22 protein-coding genes and 1 pseudogene are annotated in these 20,369 nt (G+C 46.8%); 12 read left to right on the top strand and 11 right to left on the bottom strand.

Translation table 11 applies throughout. The features are described 5' to 3' along the window. Nucleotides 1-3 precede the first annotated feature (3 nt). The 9 genes from CLV60_RS33215 to CLV60_RS33175 are packed head-to-tail and all read left to right on the top strand — an operon-like array spanning nt 4 to nt 7,075. Nucleotides 4-681: a conjugal transfer protein TraI gene (locus CLV60_RS33215; protein WP_106599703.1), complete on the top strand. Its 678-nt coding sequence runs from the start codon at nt 4-6 to the stop codon at nt 679-681. A 1-nt stretch (nt 682) separates the two neighbouring features. Beyond that, on the top strand, nt 683-1,333 hold the full coding sequence (locus CLV60_RS33210) for a hypothetical protein (RefSeq protein WP_106599702.1): 651 nt from the start codon (nt 683-685) through the stop codon (nt 1,331-1,333). A 6-nt stretch (nt 1,334-1,339) separates the two neighbouring features. Beyond that, on the top strand, nt 1,340-1,969 hold the full coding sequence (locus CLV60_RS33205) for a hypothetical protein (protein ID WP_106599701.1): 630 nt from the start codon (nt 1,340-1,342) through the stop codon (nt 1,967-1,969). 10 nt (nt 1,970-1,979) lie between these two features. Continuing rightward, nucleotides 1,980-3,080: a conjugative transposon protein TraJ gene (gene traJ / locus CLV60_RS33200; RefSeq protein WP_229211245.1), complete on the top strand. Its 1,101-nt coding sequence runs from the start codon at nt 1,980-1,982 to the stop codon at nt 3,078-3,080. Between the two features lie 5 nt (nt 3,081-3,085). Beyond that, a complete protein-coding gene (gene traK / locus CLV60_RS33195; protein ID WP_106599700.1) occupies nt 3,086-3,703 on the top strand; it encodes a conjugative transposon protein TraK in 618 nt (205 codons plus the stop codon). 5 nt (nt 3,704-3,708) lie between these two features. Further along, nucleotides 3,709-4,119: a hypothetical protein gene (locus CLV60_RS33190; protein ID WP_106599699.1), complete on the top strand. Its 411-nt coding sequence runs from the start codon at nt 3,709-3,711 to the stop codon at nt 4,117-4,119. Further along, a complete protein-coding gene (traM, locus tag CLV60_RS33185) occupies nt 4,100-5,428 on the top strand; it encodes a conjugative transposon protein TraM (protein WP_106599698.1) in 1,329 nt (442 codons plus the stop codon). Before CLV60_RS33190 ends, traM begins: the two co-directional genes overlap by 20 nt. Next, on the top strand, nt 5,418-6,263 hold the full coding sequence (gene traN, locus CLV60_RS33180; protein ID WP_170118935.1) for a conjugative transposon protein TraN: 846 nt from the start codon (nt 5,418-5,420) through the stop codon (nt 6,261-6,263). The genes traM and traN overlap by 11 nt, the downstream gene beginning before the upstream one ends. Nucleotides 6,264-6,289: 26 nt before the next feature. After that, nucleotides 6,290-7,075: a hypothetical protein gene (locus CLV60_RS33175; RefSeq protein WP_106599696.1), complete on the top strand. Its 786-nt coding sequence runs from the start codon at nt 6,290-6,292 to the stop codon at nt 7,073-7,075. Between the two features lie 370 nt (nt 7,076-7,445). On the opposite strand, the gene CLV60_RS33165 is transcribed toward CLV60_RS33175, so the two are convergent. The 5 genes and pseudogenes from CLV60_RS33165 to CLV60_RS33140 all read right to left on the bottom strand — a co-directional run bounded on the left by CLV60_RS33165 (nt 7,446) and on the right by CLV60_RS33140 (nt 13,363). Then, nucleotides 7,446-7,907 (bottom strand): alpha/beta fold hydrolase, encoded by a 462-nt coding sequence (locus tag CLV60_RS33165; protein WP_106599694.1) that lies wholly within the window; start codon nt 7,905-7,907, stop codon nt 7,446-7,448. Nucleotides 7,908-8,115: 208 nt separating this feature from the next. Further along, complete coding sequence (locus CLV60_RS33160; protein WP_106599693.1) at nt 8,116-10,551, bottom strand: S8 family serine peptidase; 2,436 nt, start codon at nt 10,549-10,551, stop codon at nt 8,116-8,118. Nucleotides 10,552-11,502: 951 nt separating this feature from the next. Continuing rightward, entirely contained in the window at nt 11,503-11,778 is a 276-nt protein-coding gene (locus CLV60_RS33150; RefSeq protein WP_146151643.1) for a hypothetical protein, read from the bottom strand. 55 nt (nt 11,779-11,833) lie between these two features. Then, nucleotides 11,834-12,283, bottom strand: a pseudogene (locus tag CLV60_RS35125) (recombinase family protein); the annotation flags it as partial. 321 nt (nt 12,284-12,604) lie between these two features. Next, nucleotides 12,605-13,363, bottom strand: coding sequence for an SDR family NAD(P)-dependent oxidoreductase (locus tag CLV60_RS33140; RefSeq protein WP_106599689.1), 759 nt, complete (start codon nt 13,361-13,363; stop codon nt 12,605-12,607). Between the two features lie 99 nt (nt 13,364-13,462). Between CLV60_RS33140 and CLV60_RS33135 the strand changes: the two genes are divergently transcribed. The 3 genes from CLV60_RS33135 (at nt 13,463) to CLV60_RS33125 (ending at nt 15,738) form a co-directional block, all read left to right on the top strand. Continuing rightward, nucleotides 13,463-14,134 carry a Crp/Fnr family transcriptional regulator gene (locus tag CLV60_RS33135; protein WP_170118934.1) on the top strand — a complete coding sequence of 224 codons (672 nt, stop codon included), beginning with the start codon at nt 13,463-13,465 and terminating at the stop codon, nt 14,132-14,134. A gap of 240 nt (nt 14,135-14,374) precedes the next feature. Continuing rightward, nucleotides 14,375-15,061, top strand: a complete 687-nt coding sequence (locus tag CLV60_RS33130; protein ID WP_106599687.1) for a hydrolase — start codon at nt 14,375-14,377, stop codon at nt 15,059-15,061. A gap of 74 nt (nt 15,062-15,135) precedes the next feature. Then, nucleotides 15,136-15,738: an NADPH-dependent F420 reductase gene (locus tag CLV60_RS33125; protein ID WP_106599686.1), complete on the top strand. Its 603-nt coding sequence runs from the start codon at nt 15,136-15,138 to the stop codon at nt 15,736-15,738. A 53-nt stretch (nt 15,739-15,791) separates the two neighbouring features. On the opposite strand, the gene CLV60_RS33120 is transcribed toward CLV60_RS33125, so the two are convergent. From CLV60_RS33120 to CLV60_RS33095, 6 genes are all read right to left on the bottom strand, one after another. Continuing rightward, the gene (locus CLV60_RS33120; protein ID WP_106599685.1) at nt 15,792-16,538 is read right to left on the bottom strand and encodes an SDR family oxidoreductase; all 747 of its coding nucleotides are present in this window, start codon (nt 16,536-16,538) and stop codon (nt 15,792-15,794) included. Between the two features lie 221 nt (nt 16,539-16,759). After that, nucleotides 16,760-17,320 carry a flavin reductase family protein gene (locus CLV60_RS33115; RefSeq protein ID WP_106599684.1) on the bottom strand — a complete coding sequence of 187 codons (561 nt, stop codon included), beginning with the start codon at nt 17,318-17,320 and terminating at the stop codon, nt 16,760-16,762. Between the two features lie 141 nt (nt 17,321-17,461). Next, nucleotides 17,462-18,367: a helix-turn-helix domain-containing protein gene (locus CLV60_RS33110; protein ID WP_106599683.1), complete on the bottom strand. Its 906-nt coding sequence runs from the start codon at nt 18,365-18,367 to the stop codon at nt 17,462-17,464. A gap of 52 nt (nt 18,368-18,419) precedes the next feature. Continuing rightward, entirely contained in the window at nt 18,420-18,857 is a 438-nt protein-coding gene (locus tag CLV60_RS33105) for a hypothetical protein (RefSeq protein WP_106599682.1), read from the bottom strand. 15 nt (nt 18,858-18,872) lie between these two features. Continuing rightward, nucleotides 18,873-19,220 carry an Atu4866 domain-containing protein gene (locus CLV60_RS33100; RefSeq protein ID WP_106599681.1) on the bottom strand — a complete coding sequence of 116 codons (348 nt, stop codon included), beginning with the start codon at nt 19,218-19,220 and terminating at the stop codon, nt 18,873-18,875. 14 nt (nt 19,221-19,234) lie between these two features. Continuing rightward, nucleotides 19,235-19,963: an ester cyclase gene (locus CLV60_RS33095; protein ID WP_106599680.1), complete on the bottom strand. Its 729-nt coding sequence runs from the start codon at nt 19,961-19,963 to the stop codon at nt 19,235-19,237. Nucleotides 19,964-20,369: the final 406 nt, after the last annotated feature.

Raw genomic sequence — 20,369 nt, 5'->3', positions numbered from 1 at the left:
GTTATGGCAAAAAAAATCATGTTTGTCCTGGTACTTGTATTTGCAAGCGCAACACCGGTCAAACAGGCGGAAGCTGCAATTCCATGGGCTGAGATCATCAAGCAAGCCATCAAACGGGTCGTGCGAGCCATGGACCTGTTAGTGCAACGGCGCCAGAACCGCCAAATCCGGCTTCAAAATGCGCAGAAGGCGCTGGAAAACACGATGTCAAAATTGAAGCTCGATGAAATCGAGGACTGGGTAAAAAAACAGCGGGACCTTTACAAAGAATATTATCAGGAGCTTAAAAAAGTCAAAGCTGTCATTTCCTACTACTTCCGAATTAAAGCGATTGCCGATAAACAGGCCGCTATCTTAAAGCAGTATCAGACCGCCTGGTCGCTGTTTCGAAATGACAAACATTTTACTGCACAGGAACTTGGGCACATGCAGAAGATCTACGAGGGTATCCTGGCGGAAACCGGGCGCTGCGTTGAACTATTAGAGCTGGTTGTCAAATCGTTCACACTGCAAATGACTGATGTGAAGCGACTTGAAATCATCGAGCGCGCGGCAGGTGCCACCGATCAAATTCTTGACGAGCTTAATAGTTTCAATCAGGAAAACAAACTGCTGAGCCTTTCCAGGGCTAAGAATGAATTCGATGCAAAAGTTGTCAAATCACTTTATGGCCTGCAATAACATGAAGCATACCAAAACGATAGTCACCGCGCTGGCCTTCTTGCTTTTGTGCTACGAATCGTCCGGCCAACTTTTCAAAGAATGGTTTCGTCAGAACAGAACGCAGCGCGAATACCTGAAAGAGCAGATTGCACAGCTTAAGATTTACCTGGAGCTGACAAAAAAGGGCTATAAGATCGCCAAAGAAGGTTTAGGCGCAATCCATCAGATCAAAAGCGGTGAGTTTAAACTTCATAAAAACAGGTTTGACAGCCTGTTGATTGTGAAATCGGAGATTACATCCCTGACCCGTTTGCAGCACATTTCGGACCTGCATGGGGCAATCAACGAAATCTGCGAAAAGCTCCCCGAGGAGATCCGCGCATGTCAGGGGCTGAGTCAGCCACAGAAAAAACAATTTGAAGCCGCCCTCGAACATCTCTACGATGATAGTCAGGTATTGGTTTATGGTTTTTTTGCGGTGATCCGTGACAAGCAGCTTACGATGACTGATGACGAGCGTGTCAACAGGATTGAATTCTATTGCTCGGAATTTGAGAAAAACTACCTGTTTGCAACTGATCTGCGGCGACAAATCGGTTTAGTCTGCCAGCAGGTAAAAAATGAATTGGACGATATTGAAAACCGCCGCGCGTTGCACGGAACCAACTGAAAACAAATGAAACAGATCTTGATAATGCTGCTGTTGCTTGTGACAGCACCGTCGGTTTCGCATGCCCAAACGCAGGAAGTCGCCCAGCTCATATTGAATCTGGAGAAACTCAGAGAACTGCGAAAAATCCTGCAAGAACTAAAAAAGGGATATGATATCCTTTTTGAAGGCTATACCAAAATCCGGGACATCGCACGTGGCAACTTTAAACTTCATGACGCGTTTCTGGATGCGCTGCTTCAAGTCAGCCCGGGCGTCAAAAGCTACGGACGTATAAAGGATATCGTTCAGACCCAGCTTGCGATTCTGAAAGAAAGCAAGCAAGCACTGGACATGCTGTCCTCCTCGGGCCAATTCAGTGCTCAGGAGCTTGACTACCTTGGAAAAGTGTATGAGCAGCTACTGTCGGGAAGTATCAAAAACCTGGACGCACTTACAGATGTGGTAACGGCGAAAAAACTGCGTGCTTCTGACGACGAGAGGCTTTCAATGATTGATAACATTCATCATCAAATGCTAGAGAAGCTTATTTTTTTAAGGCACTTCACCAGCAACAACAGCCTGCTGGTAGCACAACGTAAAGACGAATCGGCATCGAATAGAACTGTACAAGAAGTCTACGGTATTACCCCATAAGAAAAATATCATGCGAGCAAAAATAGGTTTTTTGATTCTGGCACTAGTTACGGTGTTACTGGGCAACGATGCCCAAGCGCAAGGTTATGAGGCACAAATTAGAGGTCTTAACGGGGTGCTCGATGAGCTTTATACCGAAATGCTTCCCCTTTGCGAAAAGCTCATCAGTGTTGGGCGGGGTATTGCGGCGTTTGCCGCGATCTTTTACATCGGTCACCGGGTTTGGCGCCACATTTCCAACGCAGAACCAATCGACTTCTACCCACTACTCCGGCCTTTCGCCCTAGGTTTTGCCATTCTCATGTTCCCGACCGTGATCAGCCTGATAAATGGTGTATTGTCCCCTGCGGTGAGGGGCACATCAGGTATGGTGAAAGATTCGGACGCTGCAATTAGTTTACTGCTCAAGAAAAAGGAGGATGCTATCAAAAGCTCCCAGTTCTGGGAAATGTATGTCGGCGATGACAGCAAGGGCAATCGTGAAAAATGGCTCAAATACATGTATGGCGACAGCTATTCCGAAGGCTTCACCGACGGGATTGCCAATGATATCAAGTTTTATATGGCCAAACAATCGTATAACTTCCGGAACTCGATCAAAGCAGCACTGAGCGAAATACTACGTGTTGTATTTGAATCCGCTGCCCTGTGCATCAATACGATCCGCACATTTCATTTGATCGTGCTGGCTATTGTAGGACCTCTCGCCTTCGGAATTGCTGTCTTCGACGGCCTGCAGCATACACTGACTGCATGGATTGCCAGGTACATTAATATTTACCTCTGGCTCCCTGTTGCCAATATTTTCGGAGCGATCATTGGGAAAATCCAGGAAAAAATGATCGCGATGGATATTCGTCAGATCGAGGGCTCGGGAGATACTTTTTTTAATGCCCATGATATGGCCTATCTGATTTTCCTGATCATCGGGATCGTGGGCTATTTCGCAGTGCCATCCGTGGCAGGTTACATCATCCATGCAGGCGGGCCCAACGGGCTGCTTCATAAGACGACCAGCATTTTTGGAAGCGTTGCCGGCTCGATTGGAAATATGGCTACTCCCTCCTATCCCATTTTCGGCAACCGACAACATCACCGATCAAAATCCTAACAACTATGTTTAGCAAAACAAAAGACATCGACCGGTCTTTCCGCCACATCCGGCTGTTCTCTTTCACAATGGTATTGGCTTGCGCGATGATCTCGACAGCCGCCATCTATCTGGGCCTTGACGCGGCTTCCCGCTCCGGTCAGAAAGTCTACCTGCTGGCTTCCGGCAAAGTGCTTGAAGCTTACGCATCGGATCGGAAGGATAACATATCCGTTGAGGCCAAGGATCACGTTGCGACCTTTCACCGGCTATTCTTCACGCTCGCCCCGGATGACAAGGTCATAACAGCCAATATATCAAAGGCCTTGTACCTGGCCGATGGGTCGGCAAAAAAGCAGTACGAGGACCTACGCGAGTCGGGCTTTTTTACAGGGGTAATCTCAGGCAACATTTCGCAGGATATCCAGATCGACAGCATCCATATCGATATCACTGCCCATCCGTATCAGTTTCAGTGCAGGGCCGTGCAGCGCATTGTCCGCCCGACCAGCGTGGTTTCTCGCAGCCTGGTGACCGAAGGCTATTTACGCTCCGTCACCCGGAGCGATAACAACCCTCACGGGTTTCTCATCGAAAGGTGGCATACCACCGAAAACAAAGACATCCAAATTCAAACCAGATAACTGCTATGTTCTATCCATTTAAACCAAGCAAATTCGCCGCACCAGCAGGGGAACAACCGGTCAACAAAACCGGCCGGTTTCGAAACATTGGCTCACGGCTCCGACGCACGCTTTGGGGGGCGATTAAGCGGCATCCCAACTTACCCCATTTGCTATTCATTGTACTTCTAGGACTGTTTGGTTCACTGATCGCAGGTACATTGTTCTACCAGGGACTATCTTCAAGGGGGCCCACAGTGTTCAAATTTAACCTGGACGAACGGCTTTTCTCAGACCAGATCCTCATTCCGGAAGGACTGTCTAAACAACAAATATTGGACGAGTATTTGGATAGCCTAGACAAAGCTATTACCGCCGACAGCATCAACAACTTACAACTACCAAACCTAAACGACTATGCAAACGATGAATTATAGCGAGCAATATCTGCAACGCAGAAAATTCTATTTGTTTCTTCCTTTGCTCGCTTTGCCATTTTTGACCTTTATCTACTGGGTTCTTGTCGTCAAAAACTTGGATAGTTCCCAAACCCCATCGGAAAGTGCTGGCCTGCTGTTGGCTTTGCCTGGTGCGTCAATAAAAGACGAAAGCAAGATGGACAAGTGGCAATACTACCGCAAAGCCGATCAAGATTCGGCACTACGACTACAGCAGATCAAGCGCGATCCTTACCGAAACGATGGCTTGTATACAGCCAGCGATACCATCGGATCAAGATTACTTGGCCTTGAAGGGCCAAATGCGAAAAACAGGGGCCGCAGTATAAGCGCATCGGAAGACCACACATCCGGGCATCTGAACACCGAATCCCAGGTGCAAATGAAGTTGCAAAACCTTGAAAAGGTGTTAGCGGCTGCTCAATCGCCATCATTTGACGAAAAGAAGCGCTATGCTATTAAAGACGTGGATGAAGAAATGGCAGAAGCCAACAAGCAGGCGATGCTCAATTCGCCTGATTCGCCCGAAAATCGGTACGAAGTTGACCCCGAGCTCGCCCAGCTCAACGGTATGCTTGACAAAATTCTTGAAATACAAAAGCCTGCGACGTTTGGGACGGATCAGCAGGCAAACCAAAACCCAGATAATGCAGGCGCACTCGAGGTGAGCGCAGCTTCCGGCGGTGACTTTATTTCGAGCTTTACCGGGATGCAATCCAGCGATTCGGTCAAATCGGCCACGGTCATTTCCACAACAGGATTTTATGGACTTGACGAGCCGGAACCTACTACTGCGCCATCCGGATTGACAGCAGTCATCGAAGGAAACCAGCAGGTACTGTCGGGGTCTACGGTCCAATTACGACTAGCACAAACAATAACGATCAAGGGACTGATCGTGCCAACCAACGCCTTGGTTTATGGTCTTGCGTCGCTTTCCGGCGAACGTCTAAAAATCAAAATCAGCTCCATCCGTTCAGGTGAGCATATCCTGCCCGTTAATCTTCAAGTTTACGATCTGGATGGTGTGGAAGGAATTTTCATACCAGGCTCAATTTCGCGTAACGTGACAAAACAGGCACTGGGTAGCCAGGTCCAAGGCTTAGACATGGATTTAGGGGGGATTTCTCTCGGGGCTCAGGCTGCCAATGCAGGTATGCAGATCGGCAGAACACTTTTCGGTCGGAAGACCCGGCTCACCCAGGTTACCTTGCAGACCGGGTACAAAGTCATACTGCGCGACACCAGCAATTCAAATCAAAAAAATGATCAAGATTATGAGCAATAGCATCTTTCAAGGCCTGACGCGGCTTTTACTGCTGGCTTGGATTCTGCTGCCGTCGCTCTCTACGGCACAAAATGGCGAGCTTTTCGCCAATGAAACGCTTCCGATTGAAATTAGTGCGGAGCGCACCGTGTCGATAGCGTTTCCATCGACGATTAAAAGCGTTGACCGCGGTAGCTCCGACCTGTTGGTTGAGAAAGCTAGGGGGACCGAGAACGTCCTGCTGGTAAAATGGGCCCGAAAAGGTGCACAACCCACCAGTTTGATCGTTGTCACAGGCGACGGCGCGGTGCATAGTTTCGAAACTATTTACCAGGATTCTCCCGGCTCAATCAGCTTACGAATGGTAAGGCCATCTGGCCAATTAATGCCCAACTTCATTGCGCAGATTGACGCAACGCTGGATGAAAGGATGGTTGAAGAAACCATGCATCTGGCTGAAATGGCCCAGCCTAATTTGGACAAGCGCGACTCAAACGGCGATTTTTTGCTGGACCTGCAAGGCCTGTTTGTTCAGGGCCCGGTTATGCTCATTAAGTTAAGCCTTTCAAATCAGTCGCCGATCGACTATGATATCGAAAGTCTCAGGCTATTTATTTCGGACAAGAAGCAAGTAAAACGTACCGCTTCGCAGCGTGAGGAGATTGTTCTGATCAGGTCAGCGCCTTCAATTTCGAAGGTAAGTGCCTCAGAAGAGAAAACATTGATTATTGCATTTCCAAAACTGACATTGCCCAACTCAAAGCACCTCCATGTTGAGCTCACCGAGAAGGGCGGTGCCAGGCATGTCCAAATCCAGCTCAAATCACGCCACCTGTACAAGGTTCAATCGCTTTAATTCATAAGCAATAAACATAAAACGTCATGAACGAGAAAAACCACGACTATCTAAAAGACCAGATCAAATATACCGGCTTTGGTGAAGAAGCTCAGGCTCAACTGCGCGAACAGCTTATGAAAGCCCAAAATGAGTTCAGCATTAAACAGGTCACTTCATACGGCAAGGACGCGCTGGCTGTGTCGCTTAATTTCAAAAAATCAACCAATTCAGATATGTATTTTTTTAACAGCTACCGAGCCGAACTTCAAAAGCCCGGCTCGTCGACTAGCGTCGGCCAGACGTTTTACATTAACAATGAAGCAAGGAACATCACTCAAAAGGAGGCGTACAATCTGCTGGATGGCAGATCTGTCAACAAAGACCTTGCAAATAAAGACGGGCAGATGCACAACGCATGGCTAAAGCTCGACTTTAAAGAAACTACCTCCAACGGCAATTTCAAAGTTCGCCAATTCAGCCCCCAGTATGGATTTGAACTTGAAAAAGCGATAGAAAAACACCCGATTAAGGAGCTTGCAGATCCACAGGAAAGGGTCAGGCTGTTGGAATCCTTGGAACGCGGGAATCGCCAGGCTGTAACTTTCGTCGGCGACGGTGACCAAAAACGGTTCATCGAAGCAAATCCCCAGTTCAAATCTATTACCGTCTACGACGAGAATCAAAAAAGAATCCGTCAGTCAGGTGCTGACGAGACGCAAAAAAGTATAGAGCAGACTGAGAAAAAGAACCATCAGCAGGGAAACAAGGAATTGCCGGGAGAGGAAGAGAAAAGTGAAGGTAACAGCAAGAAACGCAGCGTTAAGGTATGATCAATTCTGATTCCCAAAATTCCGCACTCGAATTTCTAACTTCTTTCTTTAAGCGGATACAAAAAGACCCTAAAATCGGCCCGTCGCACATCGCGCTTTACCTGACGATATGGAAGGAAGCGATTTCATCGAAGAACCCCGGTCACCTTGCGATTTATAGCCGGCCACTGATGAAAGGAGCAAAAATTAACAGCAGCTCGACATATTCCAGGATTCTCAAGGACCTGTGTAACGGAGGCTACATTCGTTTTGAACCTTCGTACTTTCACAACCAACCTAGTAAGTACCGATTAGTCCCGCCATAACAGGGTCGAATTTGATCTGACAAACATGGCGCAGAAATGTTCGTTACATTTGGGAGAGCTCTCCACTATTTTATATAGTCAGCTTGAGAAGATTTTGGCATCTCTTTCCTTATGGCTGAATGTTCAATCAACTGATCAACATATTTGGTAAGGCTACAGTGGCGAGCGGCATAAACTCTGTTATAAAAGCCTCCCAACGAATGTCCGACCAGCAGTAACTTCTCATTTGAGAAACCAAACTTTTGCAAAGCCGATTCAAGACTTTTGATTTCCTGAAGAATTGTATAGTCCAGAGTGTCAAGGCTACTTTGGCCAAAACCTGCCCGGTCATACGTAATAACAGTTGCTTTGAGACGCTGATGCACTATTGTAGCTATCGAATCCCATTGTGACGCATCTTGTCCACCCCCAGATTCAAAAAGTATAGGGGTTCTCTCCCCTTTTATCATTTTAAAGTGCAGCTTGTACGGGTTAGGAAAAACTACAAAGCAAATTAAGCTTTTGTAGTTTTTCTCTTCGTTATTCAATTCTAGCTTATTCCCAAGCTCTTTCCTTTATCTTCCCCAGTATCAAGCCTTTTGGTGCGCAGCTGCTGCCGGTACCGGGCCAGCTCCATGGCAGTTTCAGAACAAAGTATAAAAAGCACTACCTACAAGTTGGATACTTTTTGCAGGCAGTGCTTTTTAATAAATGCTTTCCTTGGTAAGGCAACTTACTTAGGATATGTTTTTTCAATCATCTAAGTAAAATTCTGGTCTTTTCTATTTGTTGATTTTGGCCTTTACCAGGTATCACATGTAAATAATATGTTCCTCGAGGTAAATTACTTACATCTAACTCAACCTTGTTTCCGTCTTTAAATGCTTTGTTCTTGTAAATATCTTGAATTAGAATCGTTTTTATTGATTTTGACGAACCTTCGCTATATAACTCAACTTTTTCTGGTAAGGATTCAGAAATCTCCGCATTTACAAATTCTAGAGTTAGTAGGTCAGTTGCAGGATTAGGATAGGCCATCATAGAGCCACCCATAAGGTAGAATACGAAGTCTTCATAATAGCTTCCGCAAGTATTTGTTACAGTTACTCTTACATGGCGAGAACCACTAGTTGATGTAGAGTATACATACATTTGGGTAGCTGGGCTGTTTGGGGAATAAAGGTCAATCGTCATGTTCCCAGTACCATAGTAATTATCATAATTGAAAGTAGTTGATACTGTACTATTTGATGTGGCATTGAGATTATACATATTTCCCGCAGTAACAGGTGTGGTTCCCGCTACTGTGCCATTGATAGTTTTAACTAAATTGGGAATCCCTACTGTTAAAGTTTTTGTCAATACAATGTTAGTACATCCGCCATTAATAGTGGCGGTAATTGTCACCGAGCCATTATAGCTTCCAACTCTTGTAGCTACACCACCACTTGTTATAGTAACTGCGCTGGTATTACTACTTGACCACGCCACTGTAAAACCAGCCGGTAAGTTACTGACAGAAAATGTCGCACTTGGGCAAATATGGTTTGGTCCAGCAACGGCTGCATTGTTAATAGCTGCCTTAACAGCAGTGAAAGCATTAACTCTTCCAAATCCAAAAGTATTGTCAAAACCACCTGACCCCATATCCGTTGCTGTTTGTTGAAGAATTGTTCTTACCTGGGCTTCCGTTAACCTAGGATTAGCTGAGATCATCAGTGCTGCAACTCCTGAAACCTGTGGTGCTGCGGCAGAAGTGCCGTTAAATCCATCAAAAAAATCTCCTACTGCATATCCATTTGCTCCGGCTCTATCAATTGTTCGTACATTCCCGGTTGGAATTTGACATCCACCAAGGTCTGCCACCCCATTAGCGCCTCCAGATGGGGCTACCACATCCATTTCAGATCCACGGCTGCTATATCCATGTATATTTCCAACATTGTCAATTGCGCCTACCGTAATTACTCCGTTAACGTTTCCAGGAAACGCAACACCGTTAAAGCAATCTAAGCAACCTGCTACGGGATTCGAGTTACCAGACGAGAAGATAACTATACAACCCAACGTAACCCCGTTTCTTACTCTTCCTAATGTGCGGGCATCTGTTATCTCCTGAGCTATACCTGCTGGGCCTGTTGTTGCTCTAAAACCCCACGAATTACTAATTATATCAGCATTTCCAAAGGCAGGATTCCACGCTCTATTTATGGAAGTAATCAAATCAGCAACGGTTTCTCCTCCTACAAAAATATTTACCGGGTAAATCAGTGAGTTTGGTGCAATCCCCGCAACTCCAAGATTATTATGCGATGCAGCTATAATGCCTGTACAAGCCATGCCATGCCCAACTCGTAACAAAGGATTGTTAGGATCATTGGGATCAGCGTCAAAACAGACATTATTTGGAGCTCCATTGCCATTCGGTATTAGAGCAGTAAATCCAGGTAATACTCGTCCTGTTAGGTCAGGGTGAGTTTCTACACCATCGTCGATTACTGCAATTCTGACAGTATTGCAACCTCGTGTTATATCCCATGCTTCTGGGGCATTAATATCTATTCCTGCTGTTCCTCCAAACTGCCCTGTATTATTTAAATAGTACTGATGATCGTAATTAGGATCTGCTGGTGTAAGATGTTTGACTATTTGTGCCAAAAAATCTGGGTGGCAAAATTCAACTAAGCCGCTTTCGCTTATTTTATTTGAGATATTTAGAATATCATCGCCCCTCTTTGCTTTATAAAAGAAAGTACCACTTGATGTACTATCCATAGCGATCATTTCATTATTGACTAACCACTTAATTTTATCAAGGTTTATGCCTTTTTTTGGACGTAGAATAACGTTTCCATTGAAGTAGTAAGGGGTATTTTCGTTGTAAAAAACCGGTATTTGATAATCAATTTCTTCCTTGCTGATGTTTTGCTTTTTTTTATCGAATTTCTTTGCCAATATAAATACCTGTCCTCCAATTGATATTTCTTTGACTTCAGTCCTATTATCCGATTGGTTTATTTTGTTGATAAGTTTGTTTACATCATCTCGCTCTTTAACCTTAATTAGTACTTCTGTGGAATCAACTTTTAGATCTACTTTGTCTTTTCCGTTCCAAAAATATGTGTTTTGAGCATAGCATAATGAAGTAGAAATCAGTAAACTGACTAACATTTGGAGGAAATACTTTCTCACAATTAATTACAGTTTAAAGTGGAGATTGATTTTATACAGACAGATGGCACATCAGTAATTTGAGGTATATACTGCGGGCAAAGCTGGTCGTTAATGAGACAGTTATCTTTATTCTTGGTACCGTCAACATCGATCGTGAAAAAAATCTTCTCTTTTGATTTCACAAGGCTATCCGGGTAGTTTTTTATAACCAAGACATTTTGATATACTGTATCCCGATCAGTCCAGTTCGTGCCTAAATCGGAATTGATTAACTGTACGAATGCGATACTGGGGCAATCTCCCCGTATAAATGTCCCTTCGTAACACTTATCACGCTCATAAATTTCCGGTTCTGTGTTCGATTCAACGCATCCAACAGACAGCAGTAGCATTGTCAACATCAGTCGGTTGATGACTAATAGATGAGTTAAGAATAACTTGATCATTGTTGCTAAATTTAAATTGTGCTAAATTATCTATGCCTGGGGTGTAGACAGGACGCACTTTTGATCCGAATGGTTGTAATATTCGACTAAAAAATTACAACTATCATATAACAGATTGGTCAACGTAGGAGCAAGAATCTTACTGGCTTTCATTAATATGATTTCAGGCAACAGGATTAATCATCGCTGCATCTTGGTATGCTCGTTTGTCGAATTAATAACTTATGTTATGATAGCAGATACAGAATAGATGCTTGTAAAATCTTCATTGATATTGAAATATTCATTCATTGTAAGAATAACACAAGGTGACCAGACAACCGGGTCGCAGATTAGTTTCGTCAAAAATGGCATGAATGAACCCAATAGGATTTACGATGCGTTCAGACACTCGAGGGCAAGTGCTCGATGCTTGGCATGTAAACTGGGTTGTTGTGGGTGCTCGATTGCTTCAGTAATGAAACCCGAGGTTACTTCAAAGATAGTTAATATAACTATTTGTACAAATTTTATGATAATTATTTTACATTTTCGCCGTTTTCTGAGAAAATAGCTCTGTTTTCTTGGCTTTAAGGAATTCTTCAAACTTTTTCTTCGAGGATAAAATTTGCGGGTCTGATTCAACTGATAAGGTAAAAGCGCCTCGCTGATCAGGGTTATTCAGGTTGTAAAAGCCAAAATGGTACACGGCCTTCTCCCCTTTTCCTTCGGGCTCATAATAGGATAGATTTATACCCGCTTCTAGGAATAAGTCGGGTCGGAAGGGGCTAGGCAACTGATCAGAAGGAGTAAATTTCAAAAAGAAAGCCTTGGCTTTAATTGGTCACATATTTGCTTAGTTGTATACTTATTGCTCAGATACAAGGTAGCAGCCAAGCTGGCAAGTTCCTTTGATTTTTCGTAAGCCCCTTCGGCCTTCCTCCTACCCTACCCCTCGCCCGAGCTGCTTCCATTCCAGCCAATGTCCGCTCCATCAGAATCTCCCGTTCGTTTTCTGCAAACACTGAACTCAACATATACCATAGCCTACCCATCTTAGTTGACGTATCGATCCCTTCCGAAATACTGCGAAAGTCCACTCCCATTTCCTTCCACTCTACCATAAGTTTGATCAACTCATAAGTGGCCCGGCCTAGACGGTCAATACGCCAGACAACAATGACATCTCCCTTTCGAAGTTCTGAAACCATCCTCGCGTACTCGGGGCGTTCCTTCGATGCACCGGACACTTTCTCATGAAAAATCTTCTCGCACCCCGCCTTTCGGAGGGCATCGAATTGCAGATCATGATTCTGTTCATTCTTAGAAACCCGTACCTATCCAAATATCATCTTCAATTACAGTTTAACCCCTATTCTCGAATTATACTGTAATTAGATTTCATGTACCACTAAAATGAACTCTTAATAGGCTGTTTTTGGCATAAAAATGAACACTTCAAACAAAGTTGTTACAGTACAGAAAAACGACCGTAAAAATTTACGGCTAATTCTTATAGAAGAAATCTATTGGAGATTAAACCCTAAGATTACGAACAGTTTTGGGAATGAAGGCCCCGGATAAGTGAAAGCCGAGATATTGACTTACGAACACTCGGCTGTATCAACATACCTGATTTTGACCGTCTACAAAGCTGTCGCGCCCCCGTCGATTACAAACTCTGCTCCGGTCGTGAATGTCGATTCGTCAGAAGCGAGGTAAAGTACAGCATATGCGATTTCATTCAAGTATCCGCCTCGTCCTAGCGGCGTGGCGCCGATGGCCATTTTTGCAAAATCACCGGCCCCTTTCATCTGGGTCGTCATCGGCGTTTCCACGTAACCCGGGTGAACCGAGTTAACACGTATATTGTATTTCGCAAGCTCTACTGCGGCCCCTTTTGTGAACGCACGCGATCCGCCTTTTGAAGCCGTGTAGGCCGTTGCACCGGCTGAGCCGATGATGCCACCGATCGAGGAAATATTTATAATCGAACCGCCGCCATTATTTTTTAGGTACGGCAAAACCGCCTTTGTTCCCAGGAACTGACTGACCAGGTTCACAGATAAAACCTTGTTGAACTCTTCCAGCGTCCGCTCCTCGAACGGGGCCAGCAAATTTCCGGTTACCCCGGCGTTGTTTACTAACACATCAATTTTGCCGAAAAGCTCACTGGCCCGAGCTGTAACCTCTGCCCAACCGCTTTCAGAAGATACATCCTGGATCATAGATGCTGCCGTCTGCCCTTGCGAGGTGATTTGCTCCACAACGGCCTTCAAAGCTTTTTCGTCGATATCTGTAAGCAATACCTTCGCGCCTTCCGCAGCGAATAACCTTGCCTCTGCTTCTCCCATTCCACCGGCAGCCCCGGTGATGATTGCTACTTTGTTTTCTAATCTTGCCATCACTCTTTTGTTTTAGTTCGAGGGCAAAATTAGATTGGCCTATTCCGTTAAAAATTGATGCAGATCAATGAATCCGCTTGTCCTAAATCAAACAGACCGTTGGCTTACAAGCCCGATTTCGAAGAAAGTACTAACTTCGGCTACCTAACAGACCAGATTCCGGCTGAACTCGCCGGTTTAACCAACATGCTCGACAAGCTGCGCAAGTATATTGACCGGGTCACGTCGGCCGTGATTACCGACGAAGAATTCGTTTTCATAGAAAAAGCATTCGAGGTCAGGCGCCTCCGGAAGCGGCAATTTCTTTTACACCAGGAGACGGTTTGCCGGTATATGGCGTTCGTGGCGTCAGGCGCACTCCGACAATATAGTATCGACAGCAACGGCTTTGAGCATATCACAAACTTTGCCATCGAAGATTGGTGGATCAGCGACCGTGGCAGCCTTATCAGCCAGACTCCGTCCAGGTATAACATCGACGCGGTAGAAGATTCAGTGCTGCTGGTGACGACACTCGACAAGCTGAATGTCCTCAAAGAACAGTCGCTTTCGTTTCTTAAAATGGCGCACATCCTGGATCAAAACCATTCGGTAGCCTCCCAAAAACGCATCGAGGCCGGTATTACGATGACAGCGGAAGAGAAATACCGGTACCTGATGACGGCCAACCCCGAGTTTATACAACGGTTTCCCCAAAACATGCTCGCCTCCTACCTCGGCCTCACCCCTGAAACGATGAGCAGGGTCCGAAAACAGATATTGGCTAAGTAGTTACCAAAACCAATAAAGACCGCCTCACCACCATGTGGGGCGGTCTTTTGTTTGTTGCCTTGCACCTCCATTAGTCAAAAAAGCGGTATTTGAATTGATCTATATCAACTGCATTTCTTAATCCAGGTCAAAAATCCCGGAGCCACCATGCCCCAACTTTGCATCATCGAAAGCGGCTAACGAAAAACACCGGCCAACATTCGTCAATGATCAAATTCTTAACGATTAAACAAAAACATCATGGAGACTACCGCCACATTGAACCCAAAAGCAGGACTTGGAGCACTTTTGACCCCGGATAACTGTGCATTGATACTGATCGATCACCAACCATTCCAGTTTGCCGGACTGAGAAGCCACGATACCCAAACCATCATCAACAATGTGGTAGGGCTTACCAAATCGGCCAAAGCGTTTGGCGTGCCTACCCTGTTTACGACGGTGGTAGAGCACCGGGGTGGATTTCTGATCAAACAGCTTCAAGACATCTTCCCGGACCAAAAGCCGATCGATCGCACCTTTATCAACACCTGGGAAGACACCAGGGTGACCGACTGGGTAAAAGCGACCGGTAAAAAGAAAATCGTAATGGCCGCCTTATGGACTGAAATATGCCTTGCAATGCCGGTGATCCAGGCATTGGGCGAAGGATATGAGGTATACATTGTTACCGACGCATCGGGTGGCGTAAGCCTTGAAGCGCACGAAATGGCCGTGACGCGCATGGTCCAGGCTGGCGCTGTGCCGCTGACATGGACGGTTTTTGCCTCCGAGCTGCAACGAGACTGGGCCCGCACCGAAACCGTGCCGGCGCTGGCGGAAATGCTCATAGACCACATGGGCAACGTGGGCACAAGCCTGAGCTGGGAACTGCAACTACTGGCGACACCTCCAGCCGTTTCGTCATCCGCACCGGAAGGTATTTGATCACCCCGGACTTCACTACAATCATTTCGAAAACGGCCGGCTCCCTGGTGGGGCCGGCCTAACCCATCAAAAACATGCAGCAAACAATCGGAATTATTGGCGCCGGCCACATCGGCCAGACCGTCGCCCGTCACCTGGTAAAGGCAGGGCATCAGGTGATACTTAGTAACCAGCGCGGGGGGGATGCGCTTCAAAGCCTGGTAGCCGAGCTCGGCCAGAACGCGCGGGCAGGATCAGTCCAGGATGCTGCCCAGGCAGAGATCGTTTTGCTTTCATTGCCTTGGTCGCAAATACCATCCCTTACCGGCATTGCCGACTGGAACGGAAAGGTCGTGATTGACGCGACAAACCATTTCATTTCCTATGCACCCGATTTCAAAGTGGAAGACCTTGGAACAAAAGCATCCAGCGAAGTGGTAGCAGCGCTTCTTCCCGGAGCAAAAGTGGTGAAGGCATTTAACACCATCTTTTACAAAACACTCGCCGAAGATCCCCGCGTGGCGGGTGGCAACCGGGTACTTTTCGTTTCCGGCAACGATGCAGCAGCCAAAGCGCAGGTAAGCCAGCTCATCGAATCGATCGGCTTTTCGCCGGTAGACCTGGGTGATCTGGCAACGGGCAGCAAGCTCCAACAGGCGAAAGGGCCGCTGGCGACCCTTAACCTGGTCAAGTTGTAACAAAAAAAGCCGTAGCCCTCTCAGGACTACGGCTTTTTGCCGGCTGGCCGGAATTACCATCCCTGCTCGGTAGGTAATACAAATACTTCCGAGACGTTCACGTGGGCGGGTTGCGAGACCGCGTACAGGATGCTGTTACCAATGTCTTCACCTGTCAGGAAGGTCATCTGTTTGGCCAGCTGCTCCATATCGTCACGGTATTTCGGATCGGAGATGTGGTCGTACAGTTCTGTGGCGACCGCACCGGGCTGGATATTGGTGACACGGATCTTGAATTTGGGCGCAAGCTCCATTCTCAGGCCATCAGAAAAGGCGGCGATGGCGAATTTGGTCGCACAATAGATCGAAAGCCCTTTGAAAACCTTGCGGCCGGCGATCGACGACATATTGATGATGTGTCCCGAGTTTTGTTCTTTCAGGTAGGGCAGCACAGCAGCTGTCGAATTGAGCACGCCTTTGATGTTGACATCGATCATCTGGTTCCACTCGTCCACTTTCAGGCTCTCGATGTCCGACAGCGGCATCAGTCCCGCATTATTGACCAGAACATCAATAGAGCCATAAGCAGCAACAAGCTTTTCAACACCGCGCTTAACGGAGTCAGGATCTGTAACGTCCATTTGAATGGGCAGGGCTTCTCCGCCGGATAAAGTGATCTCATTTTTCAGCTCGTTTAATTTGTCTATTCTACGGGCGGCAATGCCGACTTTGAATCCGTTTGCTGCCAGCACTTTGGCAGTACCAGCGCCAATCCCACTTGAGGCGCCGGTAATCAGGGCTATTTTTGATTGCGTTTCCATTGCTTGAATCGTTTAAATCTGTGATTGCTAATTGATTACTTGTTCAGATCTGACATTACAAAGGTATACTGCGAACCTGGCCCGGCAGATGCAAGCTTCAAACCGATAATTGCGAAAAACAAACAATCTAACGTTCCCTTCGGATACAAAGGAAAAGGCCGGGTTTCACATCCGTCTAGGAGGTAAAATCCGGCCTTCGGCCTGCTATGGGGAGTGTGTACCTACAAGTTTTCGGGCCTGAACCGCTCAGGAAATGAGATATGCTCACCCGAAACCATAAATGTGCCCCCACCCCGGTAATGCACCGTTCGAGGAAATTCGGGTGTAGTAGCTACATGTGCTTTCACCACTTCCAGGATAAAGAAACTGTACTTGTCCAAAAGGCTCGCATCTTTCACCTTGCATTCGAAACTGGCGTAACATTCGTTGATCAGTGGAGCATGCACGAATTCCCCTTTGCCTTTTGTCAGCCCAAATTCAGCAAATTTGTCGATCTGCCGGCCCGTGCTGTTGCCGATGCCGATCACCGTATCGATCATATGCAGCTCCGGGATATTGATTACGCATTCCCCGCTTTTCCGGATCATATCGAAACTGTGATTGTAGCCAACAATGTAACAGCCAATCAGGGACGGGCTAAAATCCATGACGGTATACCACCCCATTGTCATGATATTGTCCTCTCCGTCGCAGCTTGAACTTACCAGCACGATCGGGCCCGGTTCCAGATACCGACGGATACCGTCGACTGGAAAATCGCTTTTTTGATAGCTCGTTTTCATGATTTTTGATTTTTGGTTGTACTAGCAAAGTTCGTACTAACCCGCTGTGCAGCCATTGCAAGAAACGATCAGATCCTTGCGAATATCAAACAACAAAAAGGGGCGCCTCGCAGCGCCCCCTTCCCAATGGTAAAAATGCCTTTACAAAGACCTGAATGCGGACGGAGAGACCTCGGTATGCTTGCGGAAAAAGTTGTTGAAGTGTGCAGGCTCTTCGAAGCCCAGCGCATAACCGATTTCGGCGATGCTCCAATTGGTATGTTTGAGCAGCGCCTTTGCCTCGCTGACCAGCCGGGTGGCAATCAGAGCTGATGTGGTTTTGCCGGTTGTTTCCTTGACTGCGCGGTTCAAGTGGTTGATGTGCACGTAGAGCTGGTCGGCAAAATCCTTCGGAGAGCGCATCGTAAACCGCTGATCGGTCGAGTCGATCGGGAACTGCCTTTCCAGCAGCTCCGAGAAAATCGAGGTGATCCTCGCATTGGCGTTGACCTGGTGGTGAAGCGTTTCGGTAGCGTCCATTTTCAATGCATAATGGATCAGCTCGGTGACGTAGCTGACCAGCAGGTCCTGTTTGAAACGGTAATCCGAGCCTATTTCGTCGATCATCTTCTGAAAAATCCCGCTGACAAAATCCTTCTGCTGCTCGTCCAGAATATAAGAAGGTTTGCCGCCAATGGCAAACATGGGCAGCTCCCCGAGGTTGCTTCGGAGCTTTTCCATGAAAAACGCCTCTTTGAAAATACAGAAGTAGCCCGTGTTCCCCTCGGCAAGCGTCTCCCACCGGTAAGGGACGTTCGGGTTAAAGAATATCAGCGACGTACCCTTTACATGCAAGGTTTTGTCGGCATAATGGAACAGGTTGTCGCCGGTGATCAGGCTGATTTTATAAAAATCCCTTCGCGCATAGGGCACAGTGACATGCCCTTGCGGGTTGACACTGTCTTCCACCACAAAAACATTGAAATCACCGATCTCCCGTTGAATGTTTGCCGGCGTTCCTGAAAATTTGTGCTGGTAAAACTCTTCAAGTGTTTCTGTACTAGCCATAGTGTTTGGATACCTTTGAAAATATGTAAAGATACACAATGCAGCCGGCCGTTCAGGAGCCGCCACCTGCGTTTTTTAGCCCAAAATGGATCATCTGGACCACATAATTGCGCATCAGGTCCAGCTTGTGGGCATATTCGGAAGTTAGCTCTTCAACAAGCAGTTCGAAGATCCGGCTTACCGCAGCCGCCTGCCCCTCGCTCAGCTCGACTACCCATTTGGGTTTAGCCGTAAATATGGAAAGCCGCTCGATGCGGCGGGCCAGCTTTTCGGGCATGAACAGCGGCATGAATGCGCAGTAAAATCCCTGCCGCCCCGCGAGTGGCCAGCTGCCGGCCAGCAGGGATTGTCCGCTGGTAAACAGCAGCTGACCGGAATCTTCCAGGTGCAGGATCACCCAGCAACCAGGCAATTGCCCCGCCGCCAAAGGGCCTTTGGCAGCGAGACAATCGATCCGCCCGGCGTGGATAGTGGTGGCGGTAGGTTCCATAGCAATGAGCCGGTATTATTTCTGTTTGTAGAGCACCATCCCGGCATGGTACAAAATGCCGTCCCGAAACTCGCCATCGGCGGTAAAGCCGGTGTCGTCCTTATAATCAATATGGTTACCTGTCACTTTGTAAGAGCCCTGGTAAGCGCTTTCACGTTTGCCCCTGGCTTCGTCGTAACGGTTGTCCGGGAGCAGGTTATGGCGTATATAGCCGTCTGCTGTCACCCACATACCGATATATTCTTTACTTTCCTGCATTGTTTGCTTGGTTTCCATAGCGTTTGGTTGGTTGAATTTACATTGGATGATCAGGGTCGCCAGGGCGGCCAGTATGCCTGCCCTGACAAGTTGCTTGGTTTTCATAGCGCCGCTACATATTAGATTGCCTGCGCTGCACCTACTTTCTCGGGGGCCAGTTGGCGGAGCAATCCGTAAAAATCAAAGTAGGAATCCGCGCGCTCGATCTTGCCCTGGGACAGTTTGTAGACATCGCAGAAATTGACCTGCATGCTTACACCGGAAGGCTGTAATGTTCCTGCCGGTGAATGGAATACGCCTTTGTGGGTACCCCGGCCGATGCCCTGCGCAATTACGTAATCACCAAATGCCACCAGGCTTCTGACTTCACAGGTTGCATCAGGGAAAATACCGAACCAGCTCACCCAGGGATCGATAATCGCATCCTTTCCGGTGGTAGTGTAGTCGAATGGCACGTCGAGCCATTCACTAAAATCCGCCCCAAGGCTTTGGATGTATTCCAGGTCCTTGGCATTGACAGCCTGATAGAGCTTTTCAATGACCTGCTTATTGTCGAAAGGCTCCACTTTTTGCAGCATTGTGGCCTGCATGGGACTGGATAGCCAATCGTTGATATCAGCAGTGAATGCTTTCAGGTGAGGGGTATTCAAATGCGCCTCAAAGGCATTATCATCGCTCCAGGACTCTCTGACGTGGAACTGGTTTTCGTCAGATTCGGCGGTGAACACTTCGTAAGCCACTTTGCCAGGCTCTGAGCCTGACAGTGCAAGCAGGTTCAGAAGTGAATCCTTCAAGTTTTGTGTGGATTCGAAATCTTTTGCGTCGAGTGTAATCCATGCAGTTTTCATCTTTGCTATTCGTTTAAGTGGTTAAATTTTCGATATAGCAAAGGTATATTGGCCCTGCCGGGCCGGGTTAGCAGCAAAGAAACAGCTTCTTGCGTAAATCAAACATTGATGGTGATTGGGGCAGTCCTACCAGTAATTCTCCTCTCACATTCTACTCTATCGCGGTCTTACAATAGCCGACGCACAAAGCTAAATTACATTTTAACACCTACTTGACGTTGTTTATGGAACCGGATATGCGCCCAGAATTCTTCTAAGCAAGAATATCAAAAATTCACAGAAGTACACTTTAACCACCGATTGATTTGACTGAGGGTGACCCAAAAGCAAAAGCCCTTTTTCTACTATGTAGAACGAGGGCTTTTTTGTATTTTTAATTACGACATTAGAAATACATGGGCAAGAT

Source organism: Dyadobacter jiangsuensis, from assembly GCF_003014695.1.
GTDB lineage: Bacteria > Bacteroidota > Bacteroidia > Cytophagales > Spirosomataceae > Dyadobacter > Dyadobacter jiangsuensis.
This window is presented reverse-complemented; position numbering and strand designations above follow the sequence as displayed.